General features: G+C 71.0%; 26 protein-coding genes. 6 read left to right on the top strand and 20 right to left on the bottom strand.

The window, feature by feature from the left end:
- Nucleotides 1–13: 13 nt before the first annotated feature.
- Together ACQP2X_RS07610 and ACQP2X_RS07605 are read left to right on the top strand one after the other, a co-directional pair.
- Nucleotides 14–799 (top strand): DUF4097 family beta strand repeat-containing protein, encoded by a 786-nt coding sequence (locus ACQP2X_RS07610; RefSeq protein WP_498695309.1) that lies wholly within the window; start codon nt 14–16, stop codon nt 797–799.
- A 7-nt stretch (nt 800–806) separates the two neighbouring features.
- Nucleotides 807–1541, top strand: a complete 735-nt coding sequence (locus ACQP2X_RS07605) for a thioesterase family protein (protein ID WP_498695307.1) — start codon at nt 807–809, stop codon at nt 1539–1541.
- A gap of 6 nt (nt 1542–1547) precedes the next feature.
- Here the strand turns inward: ACQP2X_RS07605 and ACQP2X_RS07600 are convergent, their stop codons facing one another.
- The 8 genes from ACQP2X_RS07600 to ACQP2X_RS07565 form a co-directional block, all read right to left on the bottom strand.
- Complete coding sequence (locus ACQP2X_RS07600; protein WP_498695306.1) at nt 1548–2573, bottom strand: acyltransferase family protein; 1026 nt, start codon at nt 2571–2573, stop codon at nt 1548–1550.
- 115 nt (nt 2574–2688) lie between these two features.
- Nucleotides 2689–3507 carry a GTPase Era gene (gene era / locus ACQP2X_RS07595; RefSeq protein WP_498700847.1) on the bottom strand — a complete coding sequence of 273 codons (819 nt, stop codon included), beginning with the start codon at nt 3505–3507 and terminating at the stop codon, nt 2689–2691.
- An 830-nt stretch (nt 3508–4337) separates the two neighbouring features.
- On the bottom strand, nt 4338–4685 hold the full coding sequence (locus tag ACQP2X_RS07590) for a cytidine deaminase-like protein (RefSeq protein ID WP_498695305.1): 348 nt from the start codon (nt 4683–4685) through the stop codon (nt 4338–4340).
- Nucleotides 4678–6054 carry a hemolysin family protein gene (locus ACQP2X_RS07585; RefSeq protein ID WP_498695304.1) on the bottom strand — a complete coding sequence of 459 codons (1377 nt, stop codon included), beginning with the start codon at nt 6052–6054 and terminating at the stop codon, nt 4678–4680. Before ACQP2X_RS07585 ends, ACQP2X_RS07590 begins: the two co-directional genes overlap by 8 nt.
- Before the next feature lie 3 nt (nt 6055–6057).
- Complete coding sequence (gene ybeY / locus ACQP2X_RS07580; RefSeq protein ID WP_360251887.1) at nt 6058–6528, bottom strand: rRNA maturation RNase YbeY; 471 nt, start codon at nt 6526–6528, stop codon at nt 6058–6060.
- A 22-nt stretch (nt 6529–6550) separates the two neighbouring features.
- Nucleotides 6551–7627 (bottom strand): PhoH family protein, encoded by a 1077-nt coding sequence (locus ACQP2X_RS07575; protein WP_498695302.1) that lies wholly within the window; start codon nt 7625–7627, stop codon nt 6551–6553.
- 146 nt (nt 7628–7773) lie between these two features.
- Nucleotides 7774–9150, bottom strand: coding sequence for a serine hydrolase domain-containing protein (locus ACQP2X_RS07570; RefSeq protein ID WP_498695301.1), 1377 nt, complete (start codon nt 9148–9150; stop codon nt 7774–7776).
- On the bottom strand, nt 9147–9500 hold the full coding sequence (locus ACQP2X_RS07565; protein ID WP_498695300.1) for a histidine triad nucleotide-binding protein: 354 nt from the start codon (nt 9498–9500) through the stop codon (nt 9147–9149). The genes ACQP2X_RS07570 and ACQP2X_RS07565 overlap by 4 nt, the downstream gene beginning before the upstream one ends.
- Before the next feature lie 51 nt (nt 9501–9551).
- Here ACQP2X_RS07565 and ACQP2X_RS07560 point away from each other — a divergent pair, with 51 nt between their 5' ends.
- Nucleotides 9552–11915: a glycoside hydrolase family 3 protein gene (locus tag ACQP2X_RS07560; protein ID WP_498695299.1), complete on the top strand. Its 2364-nt coding sequence runs from the start codon at nt 9552–9554 to the stop codon at nt 11913–11915.
- On the opposite strand, the gene ACQP2X_RS07555 is transcribed toward ACQP2X_RS07560, so the two are convergent.
- The 3 genes from ACQP2X_RS07555 to ACQP2X_RS07545 are packed head-to-tail and all read right to left on the bottom strand — an operon-like array spanning nt 11912 to nt 15634.
- Nucleotides 11912–12340, bottom strand: a complete 429-nt coding sequence (locus tag ACQP2X_RS07555; RefSeq protein ID WP_498695298.1) for a response regulator — start codon at nt 12338–12340, stop codon at nt 11912–11914. The two genes, ACQP2X_RS07560 and ACQP2X_RS07555, sit on opposite strands and share 4 nt — an antisense overlap.
- A gap of 40 nt (nt 12341–12380) precedes the next feature.
- The gene (locus ACQP2X_RS07550) at nt 12381–14111 is read right to left on the bottom strand and encodes an ABC transporter ATP-binding protein (protein ID WP_498695297.1); all 1731 of its coding nucleotides are present in this window, start codon (nt 14109–14111) and stop codon (nt 12381–12383) included.
- Complete coding sequence (locus ACQP2X_RS07545; protein WP_498695294.1) at nt 14108–15634, bottom strand: ABC transporter transmembrane domain-containing protein; 1527 nt, start codon at nt 15632–15634, stop codon at nt 14108–14110. The genes ACQP2X_RS07550 and ACQP2X_RS07545 overlap by 4 nt, the downstream gene beginning before the upstream one ends.
- Before the next feature lie 866 nt (nt 15635–16500).
- Between ACQP2X_RS07545 and ACQP2X_RS07540 the strand changes: the two genes are divergently transcribed.
- Together ACQP2X_RS07540 and ACQP2X_RS07535 are read left to right on the top strand one after the other, a co-directional pair.
- Nucleotides 16501–16875 carry an S-adenosylmethionine decarboxylase gene (locus ACQP2X_RS07540; protein WP_498657698.1) on the top strand — a complete coding sequence of 125 codons (375 nt, stop codon included), beginning with the start codon at nt 16501–16503 and terminating at the stop codon, nt 16873–16875.
- Nucleotides 16875–17720, top strand: a complete 846-nt coding sequence (locus ACQP2X_RS07535; protein ID WP_498695293.1) for a hypothetical protein — start codon at nt 16875–16877, stop codon at nt 17718–17720. The genes ACQP2X_RS07540 and ACQP2X_RS07535 overlap by 1 nt, the downstream gene beginning before the upstream one ends.
- Here the strand turns inward: ACQP2X_RS07535 and ACQP2X_RS07530 are convergent.
- Genes ACQP2X_RS07530 through ACQP2X_RS07520 form a run of 3 tightly spaced genes read right to left on the bottom strand, consistent with a single transcriptional unit; the run spans nt 17708 to nt 19942 of the window.
- Complete coding sequence (locus ACQP2X_RS07530; protein WP_498695292.1) at nt 17708–18442, bottom strand: 16S rRNA (uracil(1498)-N(3))-methyltransferase; 735 nt, start codon at nt 18440–18442, stop codon at nt 17708–17710. The two genes, ACQP2X_RS07535 and ACQP2X_RS07530, sit on opposite strands and share 13 nt — an antisense overlap.
- A 9-nt stretch (nt 18443–18451) precedes the next feature.
- A complete protein-coding gene (locus ACQP2X_RS07525; RefSeq protein ID WP_498695291.1) occupies nt 18452–19432 on the bottom strand; it encodes a hypothetical protein in 981 nt (326 codons plus the stop codon).
- A 54-nt stretch (nt 19433–19486) separates the two neighbouring features.
- Entirely contained in the window at nt 19487–19942 is a 456-nt protein-coding gene (locus ACQP2X_RS07520) for a carboxymuconolactone decarboxylase family protein (protein ID WP_498695290.1), read from the bottom strand.
- Nucleotides 19943–20100: 158 nt separating this feature from the next.
- Here ACQP2X_RS07520 and ACQP2X_RS07515 point away from each other — a divergent pair, with 158 nt between their 5' ends.
- Nucleotides 20101–21114 carry a sigma-70 family RNA polymerase sigma factor gene (locus ACQP2X_RS07515; RefSeq protein ID WP_498695289.1) on the top strand — a complete coding sequence of 338 codons (1014 nt, stop codon included), beginning with the start codon at nt 20101–20103 and terminating at the stop codon, nt 21112–21114.
- Between the two features lie 91 nt (nt 21115–21205).
- Here ACQP2X_RS07515 and ACQP2X_RS07510 read toward each other — a convergent pair whose 3' ends face one another.
- From ACQP2X_RS07510 to ACQP2X_RS07485, 6 genes are all read right to left on the bottom strand, one after another.
- Nucleotides 21206–21610: a Cys-every-fifth RiPP peptide CefA gene (locus ACQP2X_RS07510; RefSeq protein ID WP_498695287.1), complete on the bottom strand. Its 405-nt coding sequence runs from the start codon at nt 21608–21610 to the stop codon at nt 21206–21208.
- Nucleotides 21611–21707: 97 nt separating this feature from the next.
- A complete protein-coding gene (locus ACQP2X_RS07505) occupies nt 21708–22670 on the bottom strand; it encodes a quinone oxidoreductase family protein (protein ID WP_498695285.1) in 963 nt (320 codons plus the stop codon).
- Nucleotides 22667–23029: a hypothetical protein gene (locus ACQP2X_RS07500; protein ID WP_498695284.1), complete on the bottom strand. Its 363-nt coding sequence runs from the start codon at nt 23027–23029 to the stop codon at nt 22667–22669. The genes ACQP2X_RS07505 and ACQP2X_RS07500 overlap by 4 nt, the downstream gene beginning before the upstream one ends.
- Complete coding sequence (locus tag ACQP2X_RS07495; protein WP_498695283.1) at nt 23026–23889, bottom strand: DODA-type extradiol aromatic ring-opening family dioxygenase; 864 nt, start codon at nt 23887–23889, stop codon at nt 23026–23028. Before ACQP2X_RS07495 ends, ACQP2X_RS07500 begins: the two co-directional genes overlap by 4 nt.
- 2 nt (nt 23890–23891) lie before the next feature.
- Nucleotides 23892–24671 (bottom strand): citryl-CoA lyase, encoded by a 780-nt coding sequence (locus tag ACQP2X_RS07490; RefSeq protein ID WP_498695282.1) that lies wholly within the window; start codon nt 24669–24671, stop codon nt 23892–23894.
- Nucleotides 24656–25777, bottom strand: a complete 1122-nt coding sequence (locus ACQP2X_RS07485) for a CaiB/BaiF CoA transferase family protein (RefSeq protein WP_498695281.1) — start codon at nt 25775–25777, stop codon at nt 24656–24658. The genes ACQP2X_RS07490 and ACQP2X_RS07485 overlap by 16 nt, the downstream gene beginning before the upstream one ends.
- Nucleotides 25778–25789 lie beyond the last annotated feature (12 nt).

Genomic DNA, 25789 nt, shown 5'->3' with positions numbered 1-25789 from the left:
TAGCGTCAGCACCATGACCACCACCTGGGCCCGGCGCACCGGGATCCTCGTCCTCATCGGCGCAGCTACGGCGGGCCTGACCGCGTGCGGCGGGGTCGTCGGGGCCACCCTGACCTACAACGACGTCGAGAAGACGAAGATCACCGAGATCCGTCTGACCGGTGGCGCCGGCGACGTGGCCATCACCACCGGCGCCGTGACCGAGACCACGATCAAGCGCGTGATCCGCAACAGCTCCGACCCGGGCGACTCCTACCGGCTCGACGGCTCGGTGCTGCTGCTCGACACCTCGTGCGGCGTCGACTGCTCGGTGTCGTACGAGGTCGAGGCCCCGGCCGGGGTGGCCGTGCGCGGCGATCTGCGCTCCGGTGACGTCCTCCTGACCGGCGTCGGCGCCACCGACATCAAGCTCACGTCGGGCGACATCACCCTGCAGGAGCCGGCGGGTCCGGTGCTTCTGAGAGCGACTTCGGGTGACGTACGGGTTCTGAACGCCAAGGACAAGGTGACCGTCCAGTCGACGTCGGGCGACGTGAACGTGCTGGACGCGGCGGGTGCGCTCGACCTCAGGCTGACCTCGGGCGACATCAACGCCTCGCTGACCGTCCCGGCCTCGGTGAAGGCGACGACCACCAGCGGCGACGTGCAGGTGCGGGTGCCGCAGGGGGCGTACAAGATCACGAACCACACCGGCTCCGGCGACGACGAGGTGCAGGGCCTCACGAGCGACCCCACGGCCAAGAACACGATCGATCTGCGCACCTCCAGTGGTGACGCGCTGCTGGTCGCGACGCCATGATCGGAGCATGAGCTTCTATCTCCCGCTCGGCGACGACCGGTTCCGCCCGACCAAGTCGACCGAGAGCCCGTGGGACACCGAGATGCAGCACGGCGGCCCGCCGGCGGCCCTGCTGGGCCGGCTGCTGACCGTCGAGGGCCAGCGCCTGGCCCGCATCTCGGTGGACTTCCTGGGCCCGATCCCCCGCAAGGATTTCCGGATCGAGGTGTCCCCGCTCAAGCCGGGCCGGCTCACCACCCTCAACGAAGCCCATATGATCATTGACGGCCGTACGGCGGTGATCGCCCGGGCCTGGCACATCGCCCCCGGCCCCCAGCCACCCGTGATCACCGAGACCACGACGGCCGATCCGCTGCCGGCCGAGGCCGGCGTGTTCTTCCCGGAGAAGCCGGACTGGGGCTACGGCCAGGCCATCGAGTGGCGGGCCACGGACAAGACACGCATCTGGACCAGGGTGAAGCACGACCTGGTGGACGGCGCCGAGCTCACGGGCCAGGACCGAGCGCTGATCATCGCGGACTCGGCCAACGGCGTCTCGGCGGTCCTGCCCTTGGACAAGTGGCTGTCCATCCCGCCGACGATGAGCACGGCACTGCTGCGCCCTCCGGCCGGCGACTGGGTCCACTTGTCCTGCCGGACAGCCTTGAGCGACGACGGCCTGGGCTTGTGCACAGGTGAGCTGTACGACGCCGAGGGCGCCATCGGCCAGGTGACACAGCCCTTGGTCGTGCGGTCCCGCTGAAGGCCCCTACTCAGTCGATCGCGGGGCGGGCACGGTGACGGCCATGCCGGTGAAGGCGGGGGCCGGGGAGACCGGCACCGCGCGGGGGTGGCGGCCCGGCAGCAGGGCCGGGCGGCGGCCCGCCGACAGGTCCTCGGCCCAGCCCAGGGCCATCACGGCCAGGGCCAGCATGGCCGTCACCACGATCAGGCGCCAGGAGATGCCCACCCAGCCGAAGATGGGCAGGCCGGTCGCGTTGGCCAGCCGCACCACCAGCAGGATGAACGGCACGTGCCACAGATAGATGGTCAGGGCCCGGGCGTTGAGCACCGTGAGCACCCGCCACGACGGGATGCGCGGGTTCACGCTGAGCGCGATCAGGATGAACGCCGTCGACCACAGCGCGTTGGCCAGCGGGATGTCGTTGAGGTCGAGCCCGCGCGGGCCGGGGTGGGTCAGCGCCCAGGCCGCACCGGCGGAGCCGAGCGTGCCGGCCAGCCACCAGCGATATCTGTGGAGCAGGCCGTTCCGGGTCAGCATGCCGTCGTGATGGGCGAAGCCCAGGAGCCACGCGCTGCCGTACAAGCAAAGGTCTCGCACGATCGCCGGCGGCGTCAGACCGGCGAAGGTGATCACCGCGAGACCGGCGTAGGGGGCGATGAGCGTGGGGATCGGGAAACGCCGGAACAACGGCAGCGCCAGCGGGGACAGCAACACGAACCACAGGAAGTCCCGCAGGTACCACATCGCGGCCAGGCCCTCGAGCCAGAAGCCGGCGGCCGGCGGGTCCTCGACCGGGAAGGCCCAGAGCAGCACCTTCCAGTCCCACGCCATGCCGCCGATCAGCATGAACGGGACGGCCACGCCCACCAGCACCCACAGCGCCGGCAGCAACCGGTGCAGGCGACGCTCGACCGCCCACGGGCCGTATCGGTCGAGGGAGGCCGCCATCATGCTCCCGGCCAGGGCGAACATGACCGACATGGCCGGGAAGACGATCGTCAGGGCCGCCCAGCCGCTGGAGTGATAGATCACCACCCGGACGGTTGCCACGGCACGCAAGAGGTCCAGGTACCGGTTCCGCATAGGGTTCGTTGTTACCCAATTCCGGACCAGACCCGCAAATCAGCGTGAGTTATCCCATAATTGAAGGATTGTCCTATTTAGATCAAAAACCTAGCTTACGCAGCTGACGGGGGTCCCGCTGCCACTCTTTCGCTACCCGAACATGAAGATCGAGATACACGCGGGTGCCGAGCAGGTTCTCGATCTCGGTGCGGGCCTGACTGCCGACGTCCTTGAGACGCGCCCCCCGCGAGCCGATCACGATCGACTTCTGGCTGTCCCGCTCCACGTAGATGTCCGCGAAGATCTTCGTGACGCCGTTCTCGACCATCATTTCCTCGACCAGTACGGCGATGGAATGCGGCAGCTCGTCCCGAACGCCCTCGAGCGCGGCCTCACGGATCAGCTCGGCGATCAGCACCTGCTCCGGCTCGTCGGTGAGCACGTCGTCCGGATAGAGCTGCGGCGACTCCGGCAAATGCTTGACGAGCACGTCGACCAGCGTCTGCACCTGATGCCCGGACACCGCGCTGACCGGGACGATCTCGGCGAAATCGTAGAGCTCACTCACCGCGAGCAAGTGCTTGGCCAACGTCGCCGGATCAACCAGGTCGACCTTGGTCACGACGGCGATGATCGTCGCTTTCAGCTCGGCCATCTCGGCCGAGATGAACCGGTCGCCGCGCCCCACCGGCTCGTCCGCCGGGAAGCAGACGCCGATCACGTCGACCTCGCTCCACACCTCACGCACGAGATCGTTCAGCCGCTCGCCGAGCAGCGTCCGCGGCCGGTGCAGACCGGGCGTGTCGACCAGCACGAGCTGCGCGTTCTCCCGGTGCAGAATCCCCCGGATCACGTGCCGCGTGGTCTGCGGCTTGTTCGACGTGATGGCGATCTTCTGCCCGATGATCGCGTTGGTCAGCGTGCTCTTGCCGGCGTTGGGCCGCCCGACAAAACACGCGAATCCGGCGCGGTAGACGTCATCGACGACCTCGACCCGCGAGGCCTCCTGATGCCGGTGCCGCTTCTTCCGCGGCCCACGCTCGGTGATTTCTTGACCCCGGTGGTCACTCTGAGCGACAGGGTCGTCCACCCGCCCGGTCTCGGCCGCCTTGGAATTGCCGTGCCTGGCACCGGCACTGGCCCGGGGCTTCCGCGTCTTGGCCTCACCGCCGAGAGTGACGTCCCGGGGCCGTGTGTCAGGCGCCCCACCGGTACGCCGTGACCCACCAGCACCGGACCCGGCAGCCACACGCCCCGACCCGCCACGCTGACCACCAGCACCTGACCCGCCACGCGCCTCCGCGCCACGCCCGGCCACACCGCCGCGCGCCTCCGCGCCCGACCCAGCCGAACCGTCACGTTGGCTCGCACGCGGCCCGGCCACGTCCCGGCCCGCAGTGCCGCGCTGACCCACGTCGCCGCGCTGACCCGCCTCGCCGCGCTGACCCGCCTCGCCACGCTGACCGGCAACGCCGCGCTGACCCGCCTCGCCGCGCTGACCGGCAACGCCGCCCTGACCCGCGACACCGCGCTGACCCGTGCCGGGCCGGCCGCCGCGCTGACCCGCGCCCCGGCTCGCACCCGCACCCGAGCCGCCCGCGTTGTCAGTCCGGCGGGCGGCGCGCCGCTCCTGCCGGCGAAGCTCGTTGCGCTCCCCCGCCGTCAGCCGCCGCTCCCCGTCGGCCACCGGCCGCTTCCCGTCAGTGGACCGCTTGCCGTCTGTGGGCCGCTTGCGGGGCGTCTCGTCGCTCATGCCGTGACCGTGTCGCGCACAGTGCCGGCCGGGCCCGCCACGTGGATCGGGGCCGACGCCGCCAGGTCGCGGACCGCCGCGCGGCCCCCGCTCTCCAGCTCGGCCGCCTCGGTCACCACCGCCGCCGCCTCGATCTTCGTCGCGCCCGACGCCACCGCCGACGCCACCGCCAGCTGCAGCGCGCTGATCGCCAGCGACGGCAGCGCCACGGTGGCCGCGGCGTACGTGCGACCGTCCTGGTCCCGTACGGCCGCGCCCTCAGCCGCACCCACCCGGGCCCGGGCCGAACGCGCCAGCGTGACCAGCTTGTTGTCCTCGGCGGTCAAAGCGAAAGTGTCAGGCATCCGCGGTTTGTCTTTCCTCGTCCTCGGAGTCGGCAGGCGACTCGGCCTTCTCTTCGTCCGGCTCCGGCTCCACCCGGCGCACCAGCACCGAGTCGATCCGGTTGCGCCGGCCGGTGGTTCCCTCGGCGACCAGGTGCAGGCCGCCCACGTCGACGGTCGCGCCCGGGATCGGCACCCGGCCCAGCGCCTGGGCCAGCAGGCCGCCCACCGTCTCGACCTCGTCGGCCGGCAGTTCCACCCCGAAGATCTCGCCGAGATCCTCGATCGGCAGCCGGGCCGTCACCCGCACCGCGCCGTCGGGCAGGTGCTCCACCGGCGGGCGCTCGACGTCGTATTCGTCGGTGATCTCGCCGACGATCTCCTCGAGGATGTCCTCGATCGTGACCAGGCCGGCCGTGCCACCGTACTCGTCCACCACGATGACCAGGTGGGTGCGGGCCGCCTGCATCTCCGACAGCAGGTCGTCGACCGGTTTCGACTCGGGGACGAACGTGGCCGGCCGCATCATGTCGGCCACCGCCTCGGCCGTCGACGCCGGGTCGCCCGACTGGGTGCGGCGGATCACGTCTTTCAGGTAGAGCAGGCCCAGCACGTCGTCGACGCTCTCGCCGATCACCGGGATGCGGGAGAAGCCCGAGCGCAGGAACAGGTAGAGCGCCTGCTGAAGCGTTTTCGAGCCTTCGATCCACACCATTTCGGTGCGGGGCACCATCACCTCGCGGGCGATCGTGTCGCCCAGCGTGAAGACCGAGTGGATCATTTCGCGTTCGCCGTGTTCGACGACGCCGCGCTGCTCGGCCAGGTCGACCAGTTCGCGCAGCTCGACCTGGCTGCCGAACGGCCCCTCGGGGAAGCCCTTGCCGGGCGTCACCGCGTTACCGATGAGGATCAGCAGGGAGGCCAGCGGGTTGAGGACCTTGCCCAGCCATCGCACGAGCGGCGCCGCCGCGCGGCCCACCGCGTAGGCGTGCTGGCGCCCCACCGTGCGCGGGGCCACCCCCACCACCACGAAGCTCACCACGGTCATCGTGCCCGCGGTGACCAGGGCGGCGGTCCAGCCGATGCCCCAGCTGTCCACCGCGACCAGAGCGACCAGCGTGGTCGCGGTCAGCTCGCAGAGCAGCCGCAGCAGGAGCAGCAGGTTGAGGTGGCGGACGACGTCGGAGGCGACCGCGGCCAGCGCGCCGGCGCCGCGTTCGCCCTCGCGGGCCATCTCGGCCGCGCGGGCCGGCGACACCGAGCCCAGCGCCGCGTCGGCCATCGAGGCGAGGCCGGCCAGGAGCACCAGCAGCACCGCGAAGATGATCAGTTGCAGGTCCGGCAGGCCCGCCGAAGCGGGGCCTGCCGCCAGTAGATTCGCGGGGTCCACGGGTCAGCCGGTCTTCCGGCTGGCCCGCCAGCTTTGGAGCAGGCGGTTCTGCAGCCCGAACATCTCGCGCTCCTCCTCCGGCTCGGCGTGGTCGTAACCGAGCAGGTGCAGCGCGCCGTGCACGGTCAGCAGGTGCAGCTCGTCGGCGGCGGAGTGCCCGGCCGCGGCGGCCTGTTTCGCGGCCACCTCGGGGGCGAGCACGATGTCGCCCAGCAGGGCCGGCTCACCCGTGCCGGCCTCGCCGGGACCGTGGTCGACGCTGCCCTCGTCCATCGGGAACGCGAGAACGTCGGTGGGGCCGTCACCACCCATCCAGCGATGGTTCAGCTCGGCCATGTATTCGATGTCGACGAGCAGGATCGACAGCTCCGCGAGCGGGTTGACCCCCATCTCGTCGAGCGCGTACCGGGCCACCGCGAGGATCGCGTCGGTGTCGACCTCGACTCCCGACTCGTTGGCGATCTCGATGGACATAGTGGTGCGTTTACCCCTTGGATCAGCGCCGTCGCCCGGACCGGCCGCCGCTGGCGGCCCGCCCCGGCACGGCGTGGACGGATTGAGTTGAGCTCTGCTCCTGCTCGGCGTCGTACCTCGCGTAGGCGTCGACGATCTCCGCCACCAGCCGGTGCCGGACCACGTCGGAGCTGGAGAGCTCGGCGAAGTGGACGTCCTCGACATTTTGCAGGATCTCGCGCACGACCTTGAGACCACTGGTGGTCCCACCCGGCAGGTCGACCTGCGTGACGTCACCGGTAACGACGATCTTGGCACCGAACCCGAGCCGGGTCAGGAACATCTTCATCTGTTCCGGCGTCGTGTTCTGCGCCTCATCAAGAATGATGAAGGCGTCGTTCAAAGTCCTACCCCGCATATAGGCTAGCGGGGCGACCTCGATCGTGCCCGCGGCCATCAGGCGCGGGATCGACTCGGGGTCGAGCATGTCGTGCAGGGCGTCGTAGAGCGGGCGCAGGTACGGGTCGATCTTCTCGTTCAGGGTGCCGGGCAGGAAGCCCAGGCGCTCGCCCGCCTCGACGGCCGGCCGGGTCAGGATGAGGCGGCTGACCTGCTTGGCCAGCAGCGCCTGCACGGCCTTGGCCATCGCGAGATACGTCTTACCGGTACCGGCGGGGCCGATGCCGAAGACGATCGTGTTCTCGTCGATGGCGTCGACGTAGCGTTTCTGGCCCAGCGTCTTGGGACGGATGGTCTTGCCGCGACGGGACAGGATGTTGAGGGTGAGCACCTCGGCCGGGCGCTCGGAGGTCTCGTCCTCCAGCATCGCCACGGTGCGGCGCACCGAGTCGACCGAGAGCGTCTCGCCCTTCTCGATGAGCTCGATGAGCTCGGAGAAGAGGCGTTCCGCGGTGGCGTTCTCGGCGGGATCGCCGGTGATGGTGATCTCGTTACCGCGGACGTGGACGTCGCTGGCGAGAGTTCGCTCGATGAGCCGCAGGATTTCGTCCTTGGCACCCAGGAGGTTCACCATGATCTTCGGGTCGGCGACCGAGATCTTGGTTTGCACCCGCGCTGAGCTGCTGGAGCCTGCGCTGGAAGGGTTCGGCGTACCGGTCATAGGGCGGCCTGGAAGGCCTCCGCCACCTGCTCTCGTTCTCTGCGTCACCCGGCATGGGCGGCGTGCGTCGAAGGAAGAAAGCCATCGTATCCGCTCGGCCGCCCGGACGCCGATGCCATTATCGCCGGGCGGCCTGCGGCGTTACCTCACAGCGGCCCGTCGGAGGCCCGGCCCCCGTCGAAGCCCTCCTGCACCCGGGCGAACCGATAGGTGGCCCAGTGCATCTTGACGACCTCGCCGGTGGAAGAGCGGGTCAGCCGTAGTAGCTCCCCGGCCTCGCGGCCGGAGACCGTGCGGAGCACGTCGGGCCGGCCGGGCAGCGGCTCGAAGATCGCCGGCGGCGTGTCGGCCGGCGCCTCGGCCGACCGGGCCTGGAGCGCGCCGTCGTGCCACGAGAAGACGAACTGGGAGCCTTCGCCCCACCACGGCCCGAGGACCGAGCGATATTCGGGCGGGGCCGGCGGCGCCGCCCGCCACGGCCGGATCTCGGCCGGGTCGAGCTCGACCGAGAGCCGGAGCAGCTCCGGCACCAGGTCGTTGATCTCACCGGCCGTGCCCGAGGAGCCGAGGACGGCGGCGGCCAGCCCGGCCGGGACGCCGGTGCCGCGGCGGCCGTAGGCGCCGGCCAGGAAGCCGGGCATGGCGCCGTCGTGGCCCACGTCGACCACCCGCTTGGGGTGCGGGATCAGGATGAGGCCGAGGCCCCAGCCCAGGCTCCAGAGCGTCTCGTTAGTGGTGGTGGCCGGGAAGCGCATCTCCTCGAGGGTGGCCGCGGCCAGCACCTTGCCGTCGGGGTCGGCGATCTCGGGGTGGGCCAGGAACGACGCCCAGGTGGCCATGTCGCTCGCCGTGCTCCACAGCTGGGCGGCCGGGCCGACCCCGCCGAGGTCGGTCTGCGGCTCGGGCCGGGCGGCGTCGGAGTACGCGTCGACCATGAAGCCGACAGCGGCCTGTGCCGGCGGCTCGAGCGTGGTGGCGGTCAGGCGCAGCGGGTCGAGGATTCGCTCCTGGAGGACGGCCGCCCACGTGTCGCCGCGCAGCTTGGCCACGAGCTGGCCCAGGACGGCGAAGCCGAGGTTGGAGTAGTGGAAGCGGCGCGCGTTGGGCAGCACCCGCTCGGCCCGGTCGAGCTCGGCGATCAAGCCGGCGTCGTCGGGGGCGATCAGGGTGTCCCAGACGTCGCCGTGCGGCTCGCGCTGGAACCCGGAGGTGTGTGAGAGCAGCCGCCGGACGGTGGCGTCGCCGTGCGCGGGCACGTCGAGGTGCTTCGCGATCGGGTCGTCGAGGTCGAGCAGCCCCTCGTCGCGGCACTGGAGGACCAGCACGGCGGTGAACGTCTTGGTGATCGACCCGATCCGGAAGCGGGTGTCCGGGGTCAGCGGGCGCCCCGGGTCACCCGAGTCGCCGACGGTGAAGACCCAGGGCTCGCGGTCGGCCCGGTGCAGGGCGACCGAGAGGGCCGGCACCCGGCCGTCGGCCTGGGCCTTGCGGGCGGCGCGCTCGTAGCGGTCCTCGGCGCTCATCGGGGCGCCAGCATGGGTCCGAGCGGCTCGCCGCCGAGAACATGGGCGTGGACGTGGAAAACTTCCTGCCCGGCGTACGCCCCGGTGTTGAACAGCAACCGGAAACCGTCAGCGAGCAGCCCCTCGGCCTCGGCCACGGCCGAGGCCGCGCTCAGGAGATCGGCCGAGACGGCCGGATCCGCACGCGCGAGGGTGACCACGTCGGGGTGATGGCTTTTCGGGATGACCAGCACGTGCACGGGCGCCTTGGGATCGATGTCGCGGAAGGCGAGGGTGGTGTCGGTCTCGTGCACGACCGTCGCAGGGATCTCCCCCGCGACGATGCGGCAGAACAGGCAGTCGGTGTCCACCTCAGGGATCTTAAGCTCACACGCGTGAACCACAGGGATGGGAGCGCTTCCATGGACGATGTCGAGCAGCTGCTCGGGCAGTTGACCCTCGAGGAGAAGGTGTCGCTGCTGGCCGGGCAGGACTTCTGGTCGCTGCCGGCGATCGAGCGGATCGGACTGCGCTCGCTGGTGATGTCGGACGGGCCGATCGGCGTGCGCGGCGTGGGCTGGGCCCCGGACGACCCGTCGATCGCGCTGCCGAGCCCGACCGCGCTGGCCGCGGCCTGGGACGTCGAGCTGGCCGAGCGGGCGGGCCGGCTGCTGGGGCTGGAGTCGCGGCGCAAGGGCGTGCACGTGCTGCTGGGCCCGACGGTCAACATGCAGCGCACCCCGCTGAACGGCCGGCACTTCGAGTGCTACTCGGAGGATCCGCTGCTCAGCGGCGAGATCGCGGCCGGCTTCGTGCGCGGCGTGCAGGGCGAGGGCGTCGGCACCACGGTCAAGCACCTGGTGGGCAACGACTTCGAGACGGACCGGATGGAGGTCGACGTCCGGATCCCCGAGCGGGCGCTGCGCGAGATCTACCTGGCGCCGTTCGAGCACGTGGTGAAGGCCGGCGGCTGGGGCGTGATGAGCGCCTACAACGGCGTCAACGGCCTGCCGATGGCCTCGAACGGCCCGCTCCAGCAGGGCGTACTCAAGGATGAATGGGGTTTCGACGGCGTCGTCGTCTCCGACTGGCGGGCGGCCCGCGAGACCGTCGGCGCGGCTCTGGGCGGCCTGGACATCGCGATGCCGGCGCTGGAGAACCCCTGGGGCGACAAATTGGTCGCAGCGGTCGAAAACGGCGCGGTGCCCCAGGAAATCATCGATGACAAGGTCCGCCGGGTTCTGCGCCTCGCGCAGCGGGTGGGCGCGTTGGGCGCAAATCCGACAAATACGGAAAAATATGATGGAGACAAAACGGCGCACGAAGTCGCGGCGCGCTCGTTCGTACTGGTCAGGAACGAGAACTACACCCTCCCCCTGGAAGCCGCGGCACTGACGAAGGTCGCGGTGATCGGGGCCCTGGCCATGGACGCCCGGGTGCTCGGCGGCGGCAGCGCCCAGGTGTCACCACCGCACACGATCTCCCCGCTCGACGGCCTGTCCCGCGCCCTGTCCGGAGTGGACGTCGAATACGCGATCGGCGCCGACCCCCGCCCGTTCCTCCCGGCCGCGCACGGTCCGCAGTGGTCGGACACCCGGGTCACCGTCGGCACCCACTCGTTCACGGTCAACCCGGCCGCCGTCCGCTGGATCGGCTCGCTGCCCGGCGGTCTCGATCCCCAGGACGTCGAGTCCATCGTGCTCGAGGCCACCTTCGTCCCGGACGTCGCGGGCGAGCACACCTTCGCCGTGTCCGGCTTCGGCACGTTCGAGCTTTCGGTCAACACCAAGGTTCTGTACGACGGTTCGCTGCACCCGCCGGGCACGGGCCGGGCCGACCTCCTCCTGTCGCCGCGCGAGCAGCGGGTCACGGTCGAGCTGGAAGCGGGCGTGCCGGTGCCGGTCGTGCTCCGCCAGACATTGGAGCGGGGCCTGGCCCACTCGGTCGCCACGACGCTGGGCCACCGCCCGCCGGCCCCGGACGAGGACGGGATGATCGAGGAGGCGGTGCGCCTGGCCGCCGGCGCCGACGTGGCGGTGGTCGTGGTCGGCACGACCGAGCAGGTCGAGTCGGAGGGCTTCGACCGGGCGTCGCTGGCGCTGCCGGGCCGGCAGGACGAGCTGGTGTCCCGGGTCGCCGCGGCCAATCCCCGCACGATCGTGGTGGTCAACGCCGGCTCGCCGGTGCTGATGCCGTGGGCCGAGGAGGCGGCGGCGGTGCTGCTCACCTGGTTCCCGGGTCAGGAGGCGGGCGCCGCCCTGGCCGACGTGCTGCTCGGGGTGGCCGAGCCGGGCGGGCGCCTGCCCACCACCTGGCCGCGCGAGGAGCAGGACTGCCCGGTGCTGGCCGTCGAGCCGCGGGACGGCGTGGTGACGTACGACGAAGGCGTCTTTGTGGGTTATCGGGGTTGGTTGCGCTCGGGCGTGGCGCCGCTCTACGCCTTCGGTCACGGTCTGGGTTACACCTCTTGGCGGTACGAGGAAATGGCCGTCAACGAGAGCGAGGCGGTCGTGACCCTGACCAACACGGGAGCGCGGACCGGCCGGGAAGTGGTGCAGATCTACGTGGGGCCGTCGCCGGTCGACCCGAACCGTCCGGAGCGCTGGCTGGCCGGCTTCGAGAACGTGGAGGCGCACCCGGAGGAGACGGTGACCGTGCGGATCCCGCTGCGCCCGCGCGTCTTCGAGATCTGGGACGGCGGCTGGAAGCGGGTGCCCGGCGAGTACCGGATCATCGCGGCCAGCGCGGTCGACGCGCCCCAGGTGACCGCCACTCTGACGATCTAGTTTCCGCCCAGGAGCAGCAGGCGCAGGCGGCGTAGCAGGTCGTCCGGCTTGAACGGCTTCACCACGTAGTCCCCGGCCCCGACGTGGAAACCGAAGTCCACGTCGAGGTCGCGGGCACGGCCGCTGACCATGAGCACCGGGATGCCGTTCGTCGCGGCCGAGGCGCGCAGCTGGTGGCAGACGGTGAGGCCGTCCAGGCCCGGCATGTCGATGTCGAGGATGACCGCGTCCGGGCGGCTCGCGCGGACCATGTCGAGGGCGGTCGCGCCGTTGTCGGCGGCGATCACCCGGAAGCCGGCCCGTTCGAGCTTGAACGTCATCAGGTCGCGGACGTCCTCGTCGTCGTCGGCCACCAGCACGACCGGGTCGTCGGCCGGCCGCCAGCTCGCCATGCCCGCGTCATCCAGCTTGAAGGACAGCTTCATGGCCCCACCATCGGCTCCGGCCCGGCGGGCATGAGCGAAGTCAGCCGCGACTCTGCCAGGCCGACCACAGCGTGGCGTAGCGGCCGCCGGCCGCGACCAGGTCGTCGTGGGTGCCCTCCTCCAGCACCGAGCCGTGCTCGAGCACGATGATCCGGTCGGCCCCGGCGGCCTGGGTGAGCCGGTGGGCCACCAGCAGGGTCGTCCGGCCCTTGGTGGCGCACAGCGCCGACTCCTCCAGCTCCCGGGCGCCGGCGCTGCCGGCCTCGGCGGTCGCCTCGTCGAGCACGGCCACCGCCGGGTCGAGCAGCACGAGCCGGGCCAGAGCCAGCTGCTGGCCCTGGGCCGCGGTCAGCGGGTGGCCGCCCTCGCCGACCATGGTGTCCAGGCCGTCGGGCAGGGCGCGGGCCCAGTCGAGGGCGCCGACCCGTTCGAGGGCGGCCTCGGCCTCCTCCCGGTCGGCGTACGGGGCGGCCAGCCGCAGGTCCTCGATCAGCGGCCCGGCGAAGACGTGCGTCTCCTGGCTGATGATCGCCACGATGCCGGGCGCGAGCTGGTCGACCGGCACCCCGCCGACGGCGGCCGTGCCCTCCGAGGGCCGCAGGATGCCGGCCGCGATGGAGGCGACCGTCGTCTTGCCGGCGCCGGTGGAGCCGACCAGCGCCACCCGTTCACCGGGCGCGACCCGCAGGCTTATCCCGTCGAGCACCTTCACCCGGTCGTCGTAACCGAAGGTGACGTTGTCCAGGGTCAGCTCGGCCGTCCGCAGCGGCGCGGTGCCGGCCGGCGCTACCGGCAGCGTGCCGACACCGACCAGCCGGGCCAGCCCGGCCCCGGCCGCCTGGATCTCGTCGAAGGTGAACAGGATCATCGAGATCGGGTTGAAGAGCCGGTGGAACAGCACGGCGGCGGCCGCGGTCTCACCGACGGTGACCCAGCCCTCCCGCACGAACCAGAAACCGGCCGTGAGGATCGTGGCCAGGCCGAGCAGCTCGGCCCGGTTGATCCGCCCGACGAAACGGGTGAAGAGCGTGAAGACGCCGACGGACAGGTCGCGGGCCCGGGCCGAGGCGTCGTCGATCGCGTTCAGGTGACGGCGTTCCAGGCGATAGGCGTGCACGGTGCGCACACCCTGAAGGCTCTCCATGAGCAGCTGCGAGCGGGCGCCGATGGCCGAGCGCTCGGCCGCGTAGATCGGCGCCGACCGGGGCAGATACCAGCGAAGAGCAAGAAGATAGGAGGGTACGGCCGCGAGCCCGGCCACGCCGAGCCGCCAGTCCAGCCCGAACATGGCGGCCAGGCTGAGCACGCCGAGCAACAGCGCCGAGATGACGGTGGGAAGCACCTCACCGGCGGCGTTGCCGACGGCGGCGACATCGGCGCCGACCCGGGAGAGAAGGTCGCCGCGCCCGGCCCGGTCGAGGGTCTGCCCCGGCAGGCGCAGGGCGACCCCGACGGTCTCCTCCCGCAGCCGGGCCAGGATCCGCTCCCCGAGCCGGCTCACGAGGGTGGTGGTGGCCCCGGCCGCGATGCCACCGACGAGGGCGGCCACGACGACGATCACGGCGATGGGCACGAGGCTGGTGTGCGAGGCGTCGTCCCGTACGAGATCGACCAGCCGCCCCAGCGCGGTGACCGGAACCACGGAGGCCCCGGCCGCGATCAACCCGACGGCCACCGTGACCGCCAGCTGCCCCTTACGCTCCCGAAGCTGCCGGCAGAGCCAGTTCCACGTCTCCCGCGTCGACGCCACCGGCAGGGAAAGATCGCTCATCGGAGCACCGCCGCGCGGTAGGTCTCGTCAGTGGCTGCGAGCGACGCGTGTGTGCCGGTGGCGACCACCTCGCCGTCCCGCAGGACGACCACGCGGTCGGTCACGGCCAGCAGCGCTGGGCTCGTCGTGACCAGGAGCGTGCCCAGCGTCGAGCCCGGCCGGTGGCGCAGGTCCCGGATCCCCCGCGCGATCGCGTGCTCGGTGACCGCGTCCACGGCCGTTGTCGGCTCGTGCAAGACCAGCAGTTTCGGCTCGGCCAGCAGCGCTCGGGCCAGCGCCAGCCGCTGCCGCTGGCCGCCGCTCAGCGCCGCGCCCCGGTCCGCGATGGCGTGATCCAGTCCGTCGGGATGGGCCGCCACGACGTCGTCCGCCGCCGACGCCCCGAGCACCTCCACCAGGCCTGACTTCTCGGGATTGATGAGGTTCTGGCGGATCGTGCCGGAGAACAGCTCGGGATGATGCGGCGCGACCAGCACGTCCGGTGAACCGTCGTCGAAGAGCTCGACGAGAGCGGCCGCGTCCGACTCGGCCACCACGCCGACGCACTCCCCACCCCGTACAGAAGGAATGGGAATTTGACCTGGGGGTGGACTTTCCGGCGAAACGGAGAGAACCGACGCGATCCGCTCGGCCGAGGCCCGCGACGACGCGATCCACCCGGGCGCCGCCGACAGCGTCCCGAACGGCTCGCCCAGGAACGCCGCCAGCCCGATCACGGTCACCAGCTCACCCGGAGTGATCCGCCCGCTGAGCGCGAACCAGCCCGCCAGAATCGCGATCCCGCAGGCCAGCAGCGTGCTCACCGTCGAAGAGGCGGCCTGGAAGCGCCCCATCGTCCGCGCCGCCCGCAGCGTCGCCTCCAGTGACTCCCCGCTCACCTCGCGATAGCGATGGGCCGCCGCCTCCTGAGCCCCGATTCCCCGCAAAGGCCGCAATCCGGTAACCAGGTCCGTCGCCAGCGACGCCGCCCGACCGGCCACTTCCTGCCGGGCCGCGACGCGCTTGGTGATTCGGGGCGCCGCCCTTTGCAACGCCAGAAGCACCAGAGGTGTCCCTATAAGTACAACCAGTCCCAGCCGTACGGAGATGAGGCAGAGCCCGACCGCGGAAATGGCCGTGGCGACCAGCGCGCCGAAAAGGCGCGGCAGATAGTCCAGCAGATAGGAGGTGGTGTCCGCGTCGGTCGTCGAGATCGTCAGCACGTCACCGGTGCGCACCTCGGTCCGCGGGTCGAGGACCTTCGCCGCGACCTCCAGCCGCAGCAGATGGGCCTCGTCGGCGATGGCCCGCATGAGAAGGCGCGCGCCCATGCGATAGGCCGTGGTGAGGGCCAGGAAGAGTACGGCCAGCACGCCCACCCAGAGCACCAGCTGACCCAGGTCACGGGTGGCCACCGCCCGGTCGACGATCACCCCGATGAGGATCGGCACCAGCGCCTCGCAGGCCTGGTGCACGCCGATGAGAAAGGTGCCCAGTGAGACCTTGCCCCTATTGCGGACGAGCGCCCGCCACAGAATGTTCACGGCTGCTGCCGCCCGGACTGCCTGTCGACCAGTTCCGTGGTGCCCCGCCCGATCAGCGTCCGGCCCACCTGCCCGCTGATCGTCTTCCGGCCGTCATGAGCCGCGAGACTCACTGCTTCCTCCCCTGCCACGGCAGCATCCACACGAAATAGGTCCCGCCCACCGACGCCCGGCCCGGCACGAAGGCGCGCCGCGGCGATCGGCCGCAGCACATTCGTGCGGCGCCCGAAATCAACACTCATCGAGGCCCGGCCCCACCCGGCGGATCCAGAGTCGCCACACCCCAACCGGCCTCGCCCACACCGACCGCGCGCCCTCCGCGACCGTGACTCGGCGTGCGCCGTCCACGGCCGGGCCGATCCGCGTCCGCCGTGCGCCGGCCGGCGTCATCCGCGCCCGCCGCACGCCGGCCAGATTGATCCGCCCACGACGCTCGCCGATCGTGTGCGGCGCTCACCGGATGCCGGCGCCGGCCGGCTTGATCCACGTTCATCGGGTACCGACCTTGGCCCGGCGGATCCACCAGATCAAGAGCGGAGCGCCCACGAAAGCGGCCACCCCCCACACCGCGCTGAGAAAGCGCTCGGGAACCAACGGCGGCGCACAGGGCACCGGAGGACGCCAGCCGGTTGCCGCTCGCGGCTCGGGCGATCACTGGGCCGTGCCGGGTTGCTGAGCGCGCGGATGTAGCAGCGCGCGTCAGAACCATGACGGAAGGCTAACCTAACCCACTCTCCGTTTCATGATCACCTTCATGTTCGGCGAAGTTGTGACTCTGTGTGATGAGAGCCGCTTTCACTCTCCGTAATTTCAGCCTATAGTGGGAGACGCCTGGTTGGTCCGATTCACCCGTAAGGAACGCTCCCATGACGCTCCCCGTCCTGCACGCCGACGCCACGTACCGTGACCTCGCGCCGATGATTCACCGTCAGCGACTGGTCGTGGAGGGTTACCCGACGTATGTGATCACCGCCGAGCACATCAAGGACTATCTGTCGAAGCTCTCGGTCGTGACCGACATGATCACGCTGATCGAGCCGGTGACCCACTGCAGCGACCTCTACGGATGGGCCGGCTGGATCCACTGGGAGACCTCCGGGGCGCACTTCTACTCGTGGGAGCGCCCGGTCTCGTTCTTCAGCGTCGACATCTACACCTGCAAGGCCTTCGACCCCGAGAAGGTCGTGGCGTTCACGGCCGAGTACTTCCGCACCACCGAGATCGTCGCGAAGGGCTTCTGATGTCCTACTCGCTCTCGTTCTCCGAGGTCAGCCTGCTCTCCGCCGCCGCCCTGGACGCGCACCCCTCCGCCGGCCGCTTCGTCGCCCTGGCCGTCGGCCCGTCCGACCCGCTGGCCGGGGTGGCCCGCACGGTCGAGCGGCAGGTGTTCGAGCAGACGTTCGGCAACGACGCCGACGAGATGGCCGCCGAGTACGGCCCGTACGAGGAAAGCAGCCTTTTCTTTCTGGTCCTCGACCGCCGCACCGGCATGCCGGCGGGCGCCGGGCGCGTGATCGACGGCGGCGGCAAGACGCTCGACGAGGCGCCCGACCTGATCGGCAAGGACCTCTCCGAGATCGTCGCCGCGCACCAGATGCACGACGGACGGATCTGGGACTTCGCCACCGTCGGCGTGCTGCCCGCCTATCGGGGCGGAAAGTCGGGCCTGATGGTGAGCTCCCTGCTCTATCGCACCTTCCTCAAGGCGGGACACCGCGCGGGCGTACGGCATCTGGTCGCCCTCCTCGACCACCGAGCCCACCGCAACCTGGCCCTCCTGGGCGTTCCCTTCGTCCCGATGGCCGGCTCGGCGCCGTTCGCGTACCTCGGTTCGCCCTCGACGATGGCCCTGCACGTGCCGTTCGCCGACATCGAGCCGGCCCTGGCCCGCCAGAGCCGCCTGCTCCGCCGCCTGGGCGCCCCGTTCGGCGGCGAGATCCGCGCCAAGGGCCTGCGCCGCCTGGTGATCCGCCGCCTGGGCGCCAAGATCTCGCACCAGGTCTCCACCGGTTCGGGCCTGGACGCGCACATCGCTCTTCCGGGCCTGGAGCGCCGCCGCGCTTTGACCGCGCCCTACCAGCGCTGAAGGCGCACCGAGAGGACCGAGAGGGCCGCGACGCCGGCCGTCGACGTCCGCAACACCTCACGCCCGAGACGAACGGCAACGGCCCCGGCCTGTACGAAGGTGTCGCGCTCGGCGTCGCTGATGCCACCCTCGGGGCCGACCACCAGAACGATCTCCCCCTGCCGGGGCAGGTCCGCTGTGGTGAGACGCTCGGTGGCCTCCTCGTGCAGGACGAAAGCCGCGGCCGCCTCGGAGAGCCGGGCGGTGATCTGTTTGGTCGAGCAGTCCGGATCGCCGCCGACCTCGGGAAGCCAGGCGCGGCGGGCCTGCTTGGCCGCCTCGCGGGCGGTAGCGGCCCAGCGGTCACGTGACTTGAAGCCGCGATCGCCACGCCACTGGGCCACCGACCGGGACGCCGCCCACGGCAGGATCTCGTCGACGCCGATCTCGGTCATCGCCTGCACGGCCAGCTCACCGCGGTCGCCCTTGGCGATGCCCTGCACGACGACCAGGCGCGGATCGGGCGCGGGCACCAGCTCCCGCTCGACGACCTCGACGTCGACGCTGCCCTTGCCGACAGCGGTCACCCGCCCGGTCACGCTCCCACCCCGCCCGTCGGCGAGGATCAGCGACTCACCGACGCGCAGACGCTGCACGGTGGCGGCGTGGTGCCCTTCGGGCCCGTCGAGCGTGCAGAAGGCCCCGGGCGGCAGGGCATCAACCAGGAAGAGCGGCGCAGACACTCCCGCACGCTACCGAACGTCGGGCTCGGCCGGCCGTTCCCCGTCACCTGTGTCGGTGCCGTTCTTTCTGGGCGGCCGGCGGTAGAGCCGGTCGATGTCGTCGTCGTATCCGACCGCACCGCCTCCGCTGATCGAGCCGCCGCTGATTGAGCCGCCGCTGATCGAGCCGCCGCTGATCGAGTCGCCGCTGCCACGGCCGCCGTTCAGCCCGGCCGAGGCGCCCGCGGTCGCGCCGCCACCGCCGCTCAGCCCGGCCGACGCGCCCGCGGTCGCGCCGCCACCGCCGCTCAGCCCGGCCGAGCCGCCGCGCTTCTCGTCGTCCCGGACGGCGTCGATGCCGCCACTCTTGCGGATGCGGGCCAGCGCGGCGTCCCACTCGTCCGGTTGATCACCGGCAGCGCCGGGGCGGCCGGGGCGGAACCCGGCGAAGTGGTCCGCGTGCGCCACCGCCGCCCAGCACAGTCCGACCACGACGGCCAGAGCGGCCAGCGCGCCCAGCCCTTGCGCGAAGTCCTCGAACCACTGGTACCAGGCCGGGTAGAGCAACGGCTTGATCTCGGCGATCCGCTCGGTCTGCGTGGTCCACGTCAACGTCTCGTAGTAGTCCCGCAGGTAGCTCGGCTGACTCGCGTCGGCCCCGATGCCCATCATCGCGATCAGGAAGAACGCGAACCCCACCCCGAGCGCCCAACTGCGCGCCCATCTCCGGCCACGACGGATCATCGGGGCCAGCATTCCGTACGTCATGGCGGCGATCCCCAGAACGATCAAGGTGACCGCTCCGTCGCCGTTCCGCAGGAGCGCGGGCTGGTTGACCCCGTACTCATCCTTGATCTCGGTCATGACCGCGGTCAGCCGCGCCGCGTCGCCGGACGCCCACCACGTCAGGTCGAGCACGCCGGCGGACACCAGCAGCACTCCGGCCGGCACCATGAGCCAGGCCAACAGCGTGATCACCCGAACGCCGCGGGGGACATCGCTCCCCGTCATGACGGAATGCTAGTCCCGTAGCCACGTTCCGTTCTATGGCCGAACGGCCGATCGTCACCAGTTCTGCGGCGCCTGCTGCCGCGTCGTCACGTTGATGCGGTTGAACAGGTTCGTGGTGGCGATCCACAACACGATCGCCGCCAGCCCGCTGTCATCGAAGTGCTTGGCCGCCTCGTCCCAGATGTCGTCCGGCACGGCGTCGGCCCGGTCGGCCAGCCGTGTCGCCGCTTCGGCCAGGGCGAGCGCGGCTCTTTCGGCATCGGTGAAGTACGGCGTCTCGCGCCACACGGCGATCGCGAAGAGCCGTTCGTCCGTCTCGCCGTTTTTGCGGGCCGCCCGCGCTCCGGAGTCGACACAGGGCCCGCAGCCGTTGATCTGGCTGGCCCGCAGATGTACGAGCTCCAAAGTGCTGCCGGGCACGCCGGCCGAGTGCGCCGCCTTGTACAGCAGGTTGATCGCCTTGACCGCGTCCGGAAGCAGTTCCGCCGGGTTCTCGAGCCGTGCCTGCATGGTTTTCTCCTCCGACCAGCCAGGAACGCGTCACATCCGCGCGTTCTCATCCGTCGGCAGGTCGACGGACCGGAACCCCACTGTGTGACCGATGTGGCGCGCGCCACATACATCAGTCCCCAGGCCCGCCACGATCGTCGTCAGGGAGGCACCGAGAAATGGACGTGCTAGAGCGCTTCGAGGCCAACCGCCCACGTTTGCGAGCGGTGGCCCACCGCATGCTCGGCTCCCCCGCCGAGGCGGAGGACGCCGTCCAGGAGGCCTGGCTACGCCTGAACCGCACCGCTCCCGACACGATCAACAATGTGGACGCGTGGCTGACCACGGTGGTAGGCCGGGTCTGCCTGGACATGCAGCGCTCCCGCAACACACGCCGTGAGGACACGTACGAGACCGAACCGCCCACAACAACCACCCCCGAACAGGAGACATTGCTGGCCGATTCGGTGGGCTTGGCCTTGATGGTCGTGCTGGAAACACTCTCACCCGTAGAACGCCTGGCTTTCGTCCTGCACGACCTCTTCGCCGTGCCGTTCGACGAGATCGCCCCCATAGTCGGCCGCTCCCCCGAGGCCGCCCGCCAGCTGGCCAGCCGAGCCCGCCGCCGCGTCCAGTCCCCCACCGCACCTACCGAGGCCCGGCCCTCCCAGTCATCGCCCCCGGCCCCGCCCTCCTCAACATCGCCGCCAGCCTCGCCGTCCTCGACACCGCCCCCAGCGCGGCCTTCCTCAACGTCGACGCCGGCCCGACCCTCCTCGACACCGCCGCCAGCCCGACCCTCCTCAACATCGACGCCAGCCCGACCCTCCTCGACATCGCACTCGGTCCGGCGTGACCTCGTCGACGCCTTCCTGGCCGCGTCGCGAGCCGGCGATTTCGTCAAGCTCCTGAGCCTGCTCGACCCCGACGTCCGCCTCCGAGTGGACGAAGCCGGCCGCCGCCTGGGCGCCCCCGCCGAGACAGAGGGCTCAACCCTCGTGGCCCAGTTCTTCTCCGGCCGAGCCGCGTCCGCCGTCACCGCCCTCATCAACGGCACCGTAGGCATCGCCGTCGCCCCCGGCGGCACAACCCGCATCGCCGTCCTGCTCACCTTCGACGCCGGCCACATCACCGCCATGGAAGCCATCGCCGACCCGTCCCACTTGGCCACGTTGACGATCGAACCGCTGTAGCCGCCACACAGAACCCATCGACCGCCACAGCCACACAGCACCGACCGGCCCACCCCACGGCCTCGACAGACCCAACACCCACGTGTGCCGCTCAACGGCCAACGCACCGCGGTGACAGATCAGCCCAGCGCAGACGGCGCTCGACCGCGCACGCCCTGGCGGCGCAAGCCCTGGCGGCGCAAGCCCTGGCGGCGCAAGCCCTGGCGGCGCAAGCCCTGGCGGCGCACGCCCTGGCGGCGCACGCCCTGGCGGCGCACGCCCTGGCGGCGCACGCCCTGGCGGCGCAAGCCCTGGCGGCGTTCGCCTGGCGGCCCGGCCGCCTCCCGGATCGGTCGGGTGAGGTGTGGCGGCACCTCACCCTTCGCTCGATCCGGGAGACGGGGATCGAGGGCGCCCCGGAACGGCCGGCCCCGAACGGCCGGGCGACGGGAGACGTGGCGCGCCGCCCAGACCGGAACACCGGGAAGTCGGACGACGACGGCCGCGAAAGCTGCATCGCGCGCGCCGCCCAGGCCGGGACACCGGAGGGGAAGCGGACAGCGACGGCCGCGAGAGATGCAGTTCCCCCAACCGATGATCGACATGCGGAGATCTCAGAACGCCAGCACTATGCGGCCACGCGCCTCCCCCTTCGCCTGCCGCTGCCAGGCCTCGGCCACGGACTCGAACGGGACCACCTCGTGATCGACGACGAGCCGCCCGGCCACCGCGTGGCCGGCGACCGCGCGCAGTGACTCGGCCCGCTCGGCGGCAGACAGCGCGTTGTTGGTGTATCCGATGATCCGCAACGAGCCACCGCGCAGAACGGCCGACTCGAACGGCGCCTCCGCGCCGGCCGCACCACCCAGGTTGACCAGGCGGCCGCCGGGACGCAGCACCCGCAGCGCGGCCGCGGCCGGCACCCCGAAGACCGGATCGAGCACGAGATCGACCGGCCCGTCAGCAGCTTCCCGCATGGCAGCAGCCACAGTGGACACATCGTCGCCCTGCGTGAACGGCACCGCCGCCGACGCGCCGAGCTCCAAGGCCCGTTCGCGCGCGGATTCCGACCGTGCCACCGCGACGACCCGGCGCGCACCGGCCAGCAACGCCAGCTGAATCGCGGCCTGCCCCACCACTCCCCCGGCACCGAGCACGACCACCTGCTCACCGGCGGCCAGCTCGCCCGAGCGGACCAACGCCGAGTGCGCCGCCACCGCCGACAACCCCAGCGCCGCGACCACCGGCAGGGGCGCCTCGGGCGGAAGCTCCACGACGTCGTCCAGGGGAACCGCGACCCGGGCGGCCATGCTGCCGTCGCCGGGCCGCATGCCGGCCGGAGTGGCGAACCAGACCGGCGCCCCGTCCTCGCGATGCCCGACACCCTGCACGCCCGGCACGTACGGCGTCGCCGGCGCGCCGAAGTAGCTGGTGCCCGAGGCGCAGAGCAGGTCGAGCGGCGTGATCGGCGCGGCCGCCACCGTGATCGGCACGAGGCCGTCGCCGGGCGGCGGCGCGGGCCGTTCGGCCACTGCCGGCGGCGACCCGCACACGGTCAGCACGGCCGCGCGGATCATGTCGCGATGTCCGGGTACGGCAGCGCGAAGTGGGCCAGGCGCATCCCGAACGCCTTCTGATATTCCAGCGGCTCGGTGTTGTCCCGCTCGAACATCGCGATGAACAAGGTCAGCGTGAGGAACGGATGCGCACCCAGCTCGAAGAGCCGCACGTGATCGTGCGCGATGAGCGCCTCGCGCTCAGCGTCGGAGAAGCGCAGCCACGTGCTCGCCTCGCCGGTGTGGCAGTTGAGCACCGAGTTGGCCCGCTCGGCCTCCCACCAGGTCACCATCTCGCGAGGCTCGTCCCGATAGCGCTCCACCAGCTCCGGATCGCGATCCACTGTGTACAGGAACTTGTTCAGCAGGTATTTGCTCACGCCGGAACTCCGTTCGGATACCAGGTGAAGTAGGCCTCCATGGTGTGGAACAGGTCGAGCGTGTCGACATGATCGGCCTTCGCGCCCGCCCCGGCCACGCCCATCATCAGCATGAAGTCCATGAACCCGTGGGTGGCGTTGCCGGGCGAGTGCAGGCTTTCCAGCGTCACCTCGCGCAGGCAGTTGTCGAGGTCACCGCTGGCGATCCACTCGACCGCCCGCCGGTCGAACTCCGGATCGGGACCGTGCGGCCCGAACTGCCGCGGCCCGCCCAGCTCAAGGGACAGATGACCGGTGCCGATGATCGCGACCCGCAAATCGGAGGGCCACTGCTCGACGATCTGCCGGATCGTCTCACCCAGCTTGACGAAGCGCGAGGGCTGCGGCAGCGGCGGCGCGAAGATGTTGGTGTAGATCGGCACGATCGGCAGGTCGGCCTCGGGGCGCAGCGTGATGATCGGGCACGTGATGCTGTGGTCGATCCGCAGCTCGTTGCTGAACGCCAGGTCGAAACCGGCGTCGAGACCGGCCCTCAGCACGTGCGACGAAAGATCTTCCTGGCCCTCGAGCAGCATGCGCGGCAGGCCGAACTCGCGCTCCTCGTTGTACCAGTTCGCGTCGTAGAAGGGCGCCTTGCCGACCAGGAACTGCGGCATGTTGTCGAGCCACAGCTGATGGAAATGGTCGGAGCCGACCATGACCAGCACATCCGGGTTGGCGCGAGTGAGGGTCTCGCGGAACGCCAGGATCTTGCGGGTCCACTCGTCGGCGAAGGGCGGCCTGTCCTCGCCCGTCGCCGTGCTGGCCTTGTAGTAGAACGGGTGGTGGGTGGAGGCGATGACCGCGACGATGCTGGCCATAGTCAGTCCTCTCGGGGTTCGTAGACGGCGTTGCGGTCGACGGTTTTGTAAATCTCCATGCCGAGCGGCCGGCGGCGCTCCTCGGCGAGGTGCCCGAGCAGCCCGGCAGCCCGGGCCAGCAGGGCGAAGCCCCGCAGCAGATCGGTGGGCAGTCCCAGATCGGCGAGGGCGGCGCCGCACACCCCGGCGCCGTTGAGCGGCAGCTTGCGCCCGAGCACCTGGGGGTGGACCCGCCCGATGGCCTCGAACAGGCGCAGATGCGGGCCGCGCAGTCCCTCCGCCTCGGCGATCGCGATCAGCACGGGCGTACGCGGATCCTCGTCCTTGTGCACCGGATGGCCGAGCCCCGGGACGTAGCGGCCCTCCTCTTTGGCCCGGCGCACGGCTTCCAGCGCGATGACGTCGTAGTCGCGCTCGGTCCCCGCCTCGATCAGCGTGTCGGCGAGGAAGCGGCCGCAGTCCTCGGTCACCCCGAGGAACCGGGAGCCGCCGCCGAGAAGACCGGCGGCGAGGGCGCCCTGCAACGATTCCGGGGCCGAGAGGTACGTGAGGCGCGCGGCGATCGCGGTCGGGGTGAAGCCGTGGTCGGCGAGCGCCACGAGCACCGCCTCGAAGACCCGCACCTCACCCGGCGTAGGCCGTCGGCCGGCGACCAGCCAGTAGGCGAGCTCGCCGAAGCCGACCTTGCCCATCAGGTCGGCGGCGAGGTCCTGGCCCAGCAGCGAGATGCTCGTCGGCGTGGACGTGCCGATGCCGGTCGGAAAGGTCAGCTCCTCAGCCACTTGCGGATCTCCTCGCCGTGCTCGTCCAGGCCGGGGGGCGGCAGCTCGTACCGCGCCGGGGTCCCGGAGAAGGTGATGGGGTTGCGGACGCCGGGCACGTCGCCCACGGTGACGACCGGGTCGAGCCCGAGCTCCTCGGCCATGGCCACCCCGCCGTCGATCGTGTTGATCGGCGCGCACGGCACGCCGGCCGCGATCAGATCGCGGAACCACTCGTCTTTGGTCCTGGTCATCAGCCGCTCGACGAGCAGCGGGCGCAGGTCGGCACGGTGGGCCGTACGGTCCTGGTTGCGGCCGAAGCGCGGGTCGGACGGCAGGTCGGGCAGGCCGAGCACCTGGCACAGCTTGCGGAACTGCCCGTCGTTTCCGGCGATGACGATCAACTCGCCGTCGGCGGTGGGCAGTGGCTCGTACGGGAAGAGGCTCGGGTGTGCGTTGCCCATCCGATAGGGCACGGTGCCGCCGGCGACGTACCCACTGGAGTGGTTGACCAGGCCGGAAAGAGCCGAGCTGAGCAGGTTGACCTCGATGTGCTGGCCCCGCCCGCTCTCGGCGCGATGGTGCAGGGCGGCCAGGATGCCGATGTTCGCGTGCATGCCGGCCATCACGTCGAAGACCGAGATGCCGGCGCGGTAGGCCGGGCCCTCAGGGTCGCCGGTGAGGCTCATCAGACCGGAGATGGCCTGGATCATCAGGTCGTATCCCGGAAGGTCGGCGCCGGCGCCCGGCCCGAAGCCGCTGATGCTCGCGTAGACGATCGCGGGATTGGCCGCGGCGACGGACTCGTAGTCGAGGCCGAAGCGGGCCAGGCCGCCGGGCCGGAAGTTCTGGATCATGACGTCGGCGCGGCGGGCGAGCTCACGCGCGGCGGCCAGATCGTCCGGATCCTTGAGGTCGAGGGCGATCGAGCGCTTGTTGCGGTTGATGCCCAGGTAGTACGTCGAAACGCCGTCGCGGGTGGGCGGCATCCACGTGCGTGTGTCGTCGCCGCCCGGGCCCTCCACCTTGATCACCTGCGCGCCGAGGTCGGCCAGCAGCATCGTCGCATAAGGCCCGGCGAGGATCCGCGAAAAATCCGCCACCAGCAAGCCGTTCAATGGTCCCATCGATCCCAACCG

Origin of the sequence: Actinoplanes sp. CA-131856 (assembly GCF_050956135.1) — a bacterium.
Lineage (GTDB): Bacteria > Actinomycetota > Actinomycetes > Mycobacteriales > Micromonosporaceae > Actinoplanes.
This window is presented reverse-complemented; position numbering and strand designations above follow the sequence as displayed.

Coding starts and splice junctions, on each gene's coding strand:
- ACQP2X_RS07610 (WP_498695309.1), top strand. CDS start 14: ATGACCACCACCTGGGCCCGGCGCACCGGGATCCTCGTCCTCATCGGC.
- ACQP2X_RS07605 (WP_498695307.1), top strand. CDS start 807: ATGAGCTTCTATCTCCCGCTCGGCGACGACCGGTTCCGCCCGACCAAG.
- ACQP2X_RS07590 (WP_498695305.1), bottom strand. CDS start 4,685: ATGCCTGACACTTTCGCTTTGACCGCCGAGGACAACAAGCTGGTCACG.
- ybeY (WP_360251887.1), bottom strand. CDS start 6,528: ATGTCCATCGAGATCGCCAACGAGTCGGGAGTCGAGGTCGACACCGAC.
- ACQP2X_RS07575 (WP_498695302.1), bottom strand. CDS start 7,627: ATGACCGGTACGCCGAACCCTTCCAGCGCAGGCTCCAGCAGCTCAGCG.
- ACQP2X_RS07570 (WP_498695301.1), bottom strand. CDS start 9,150: ATGAGCGCCGAGGACCGCTACGAGCGCGCCGCCCGCAAGGCCCAGGCC.
- ACQP2X_RS07560 (WP_498695299.1), top strand. CDS start 9,552: ATGGACGATGTCGAGCAGCTGCTCGGGCAGTTGACCCTCGAGGAGAAG.
- ACQP2X_RS07555 (WP_498695298.1), bottom strand. CDS start 12,340: ATGAAGCTGTCCTTCAAGCTGGATGACGCGGGCATGGCGAGCTGGCGG.
- ACQP2X_RS07550 (WP_498695297.1), bottom strand. CDS start 14,111: ATGAGCGATCTTTCCCTGCCGGTGGCGTCGACGCGGGAGACGTGGAAC.
- ACQP2X_RS07540 (WP_498657698.1), top strand. CDS start 16,501: ATGACGCTCCCCGTCCTGCACGCCGACGCCACGTACCGTGACCTCGCG.
- ACQP2X_RS07535 (WP_498695293.1), top strand. CDS start 16,875: ATGTCCTACTCGCTCTCGTTCTCCGAGGTCAGCCTGCTCTCCGCCGCC.
- ACQP2X_RS07525 (WP_498695291.1), bottom strand. CDS start 19,432: ATGACGGGGAGCGATGTCCCCCGCGGCGTTCGGGTGATCACGCTGTTG.
- ACQP2X_RS07520 (WP_498695290.1), bottom strand. CDS start 19,942: ATGCAGGCACGGCTCGAGAACCCGGCGGAACTGCTTCCGGACGCGGTC.
- ACQP2X_RS07515 (WP_498695289.1), top strand. CDS start 20,101: ATGGACGTGCTAGAGCGCTTCGAGGCCAACCGCCCACGTTTGCGAGCG.
- ACQP2X_RS07510 (WP_498695287.1), bottom strand. CDS start 21,610: ATGCAGCTTTCGCGGCCGTCGTCGTCCGACTTCCCGGTGTTCCGGTCT.
- ACQP2X_RS07505 (WP_498695285.1), bottom strand. CDS start 22,670: ATGATCCGCGCGGCCGTGCTGACCGTGTGCGGGTCGCCGCCGGCAGTG.
- ACQP2X_RS07495 (WP_498695283.1), bottom strand. CDS start 23,889: ATGGCCAGCATCGTCGCGGTCATCGCCTCCACCCACCACCCGTTCTAC.
- ACQP2X_RS07485 (WP_498695281.1), bottom strand. CDS start 25,777: ATGGGACCATTGAACGGCTTGCTGGTGGCGGATTTTTCGCGGATCCTC.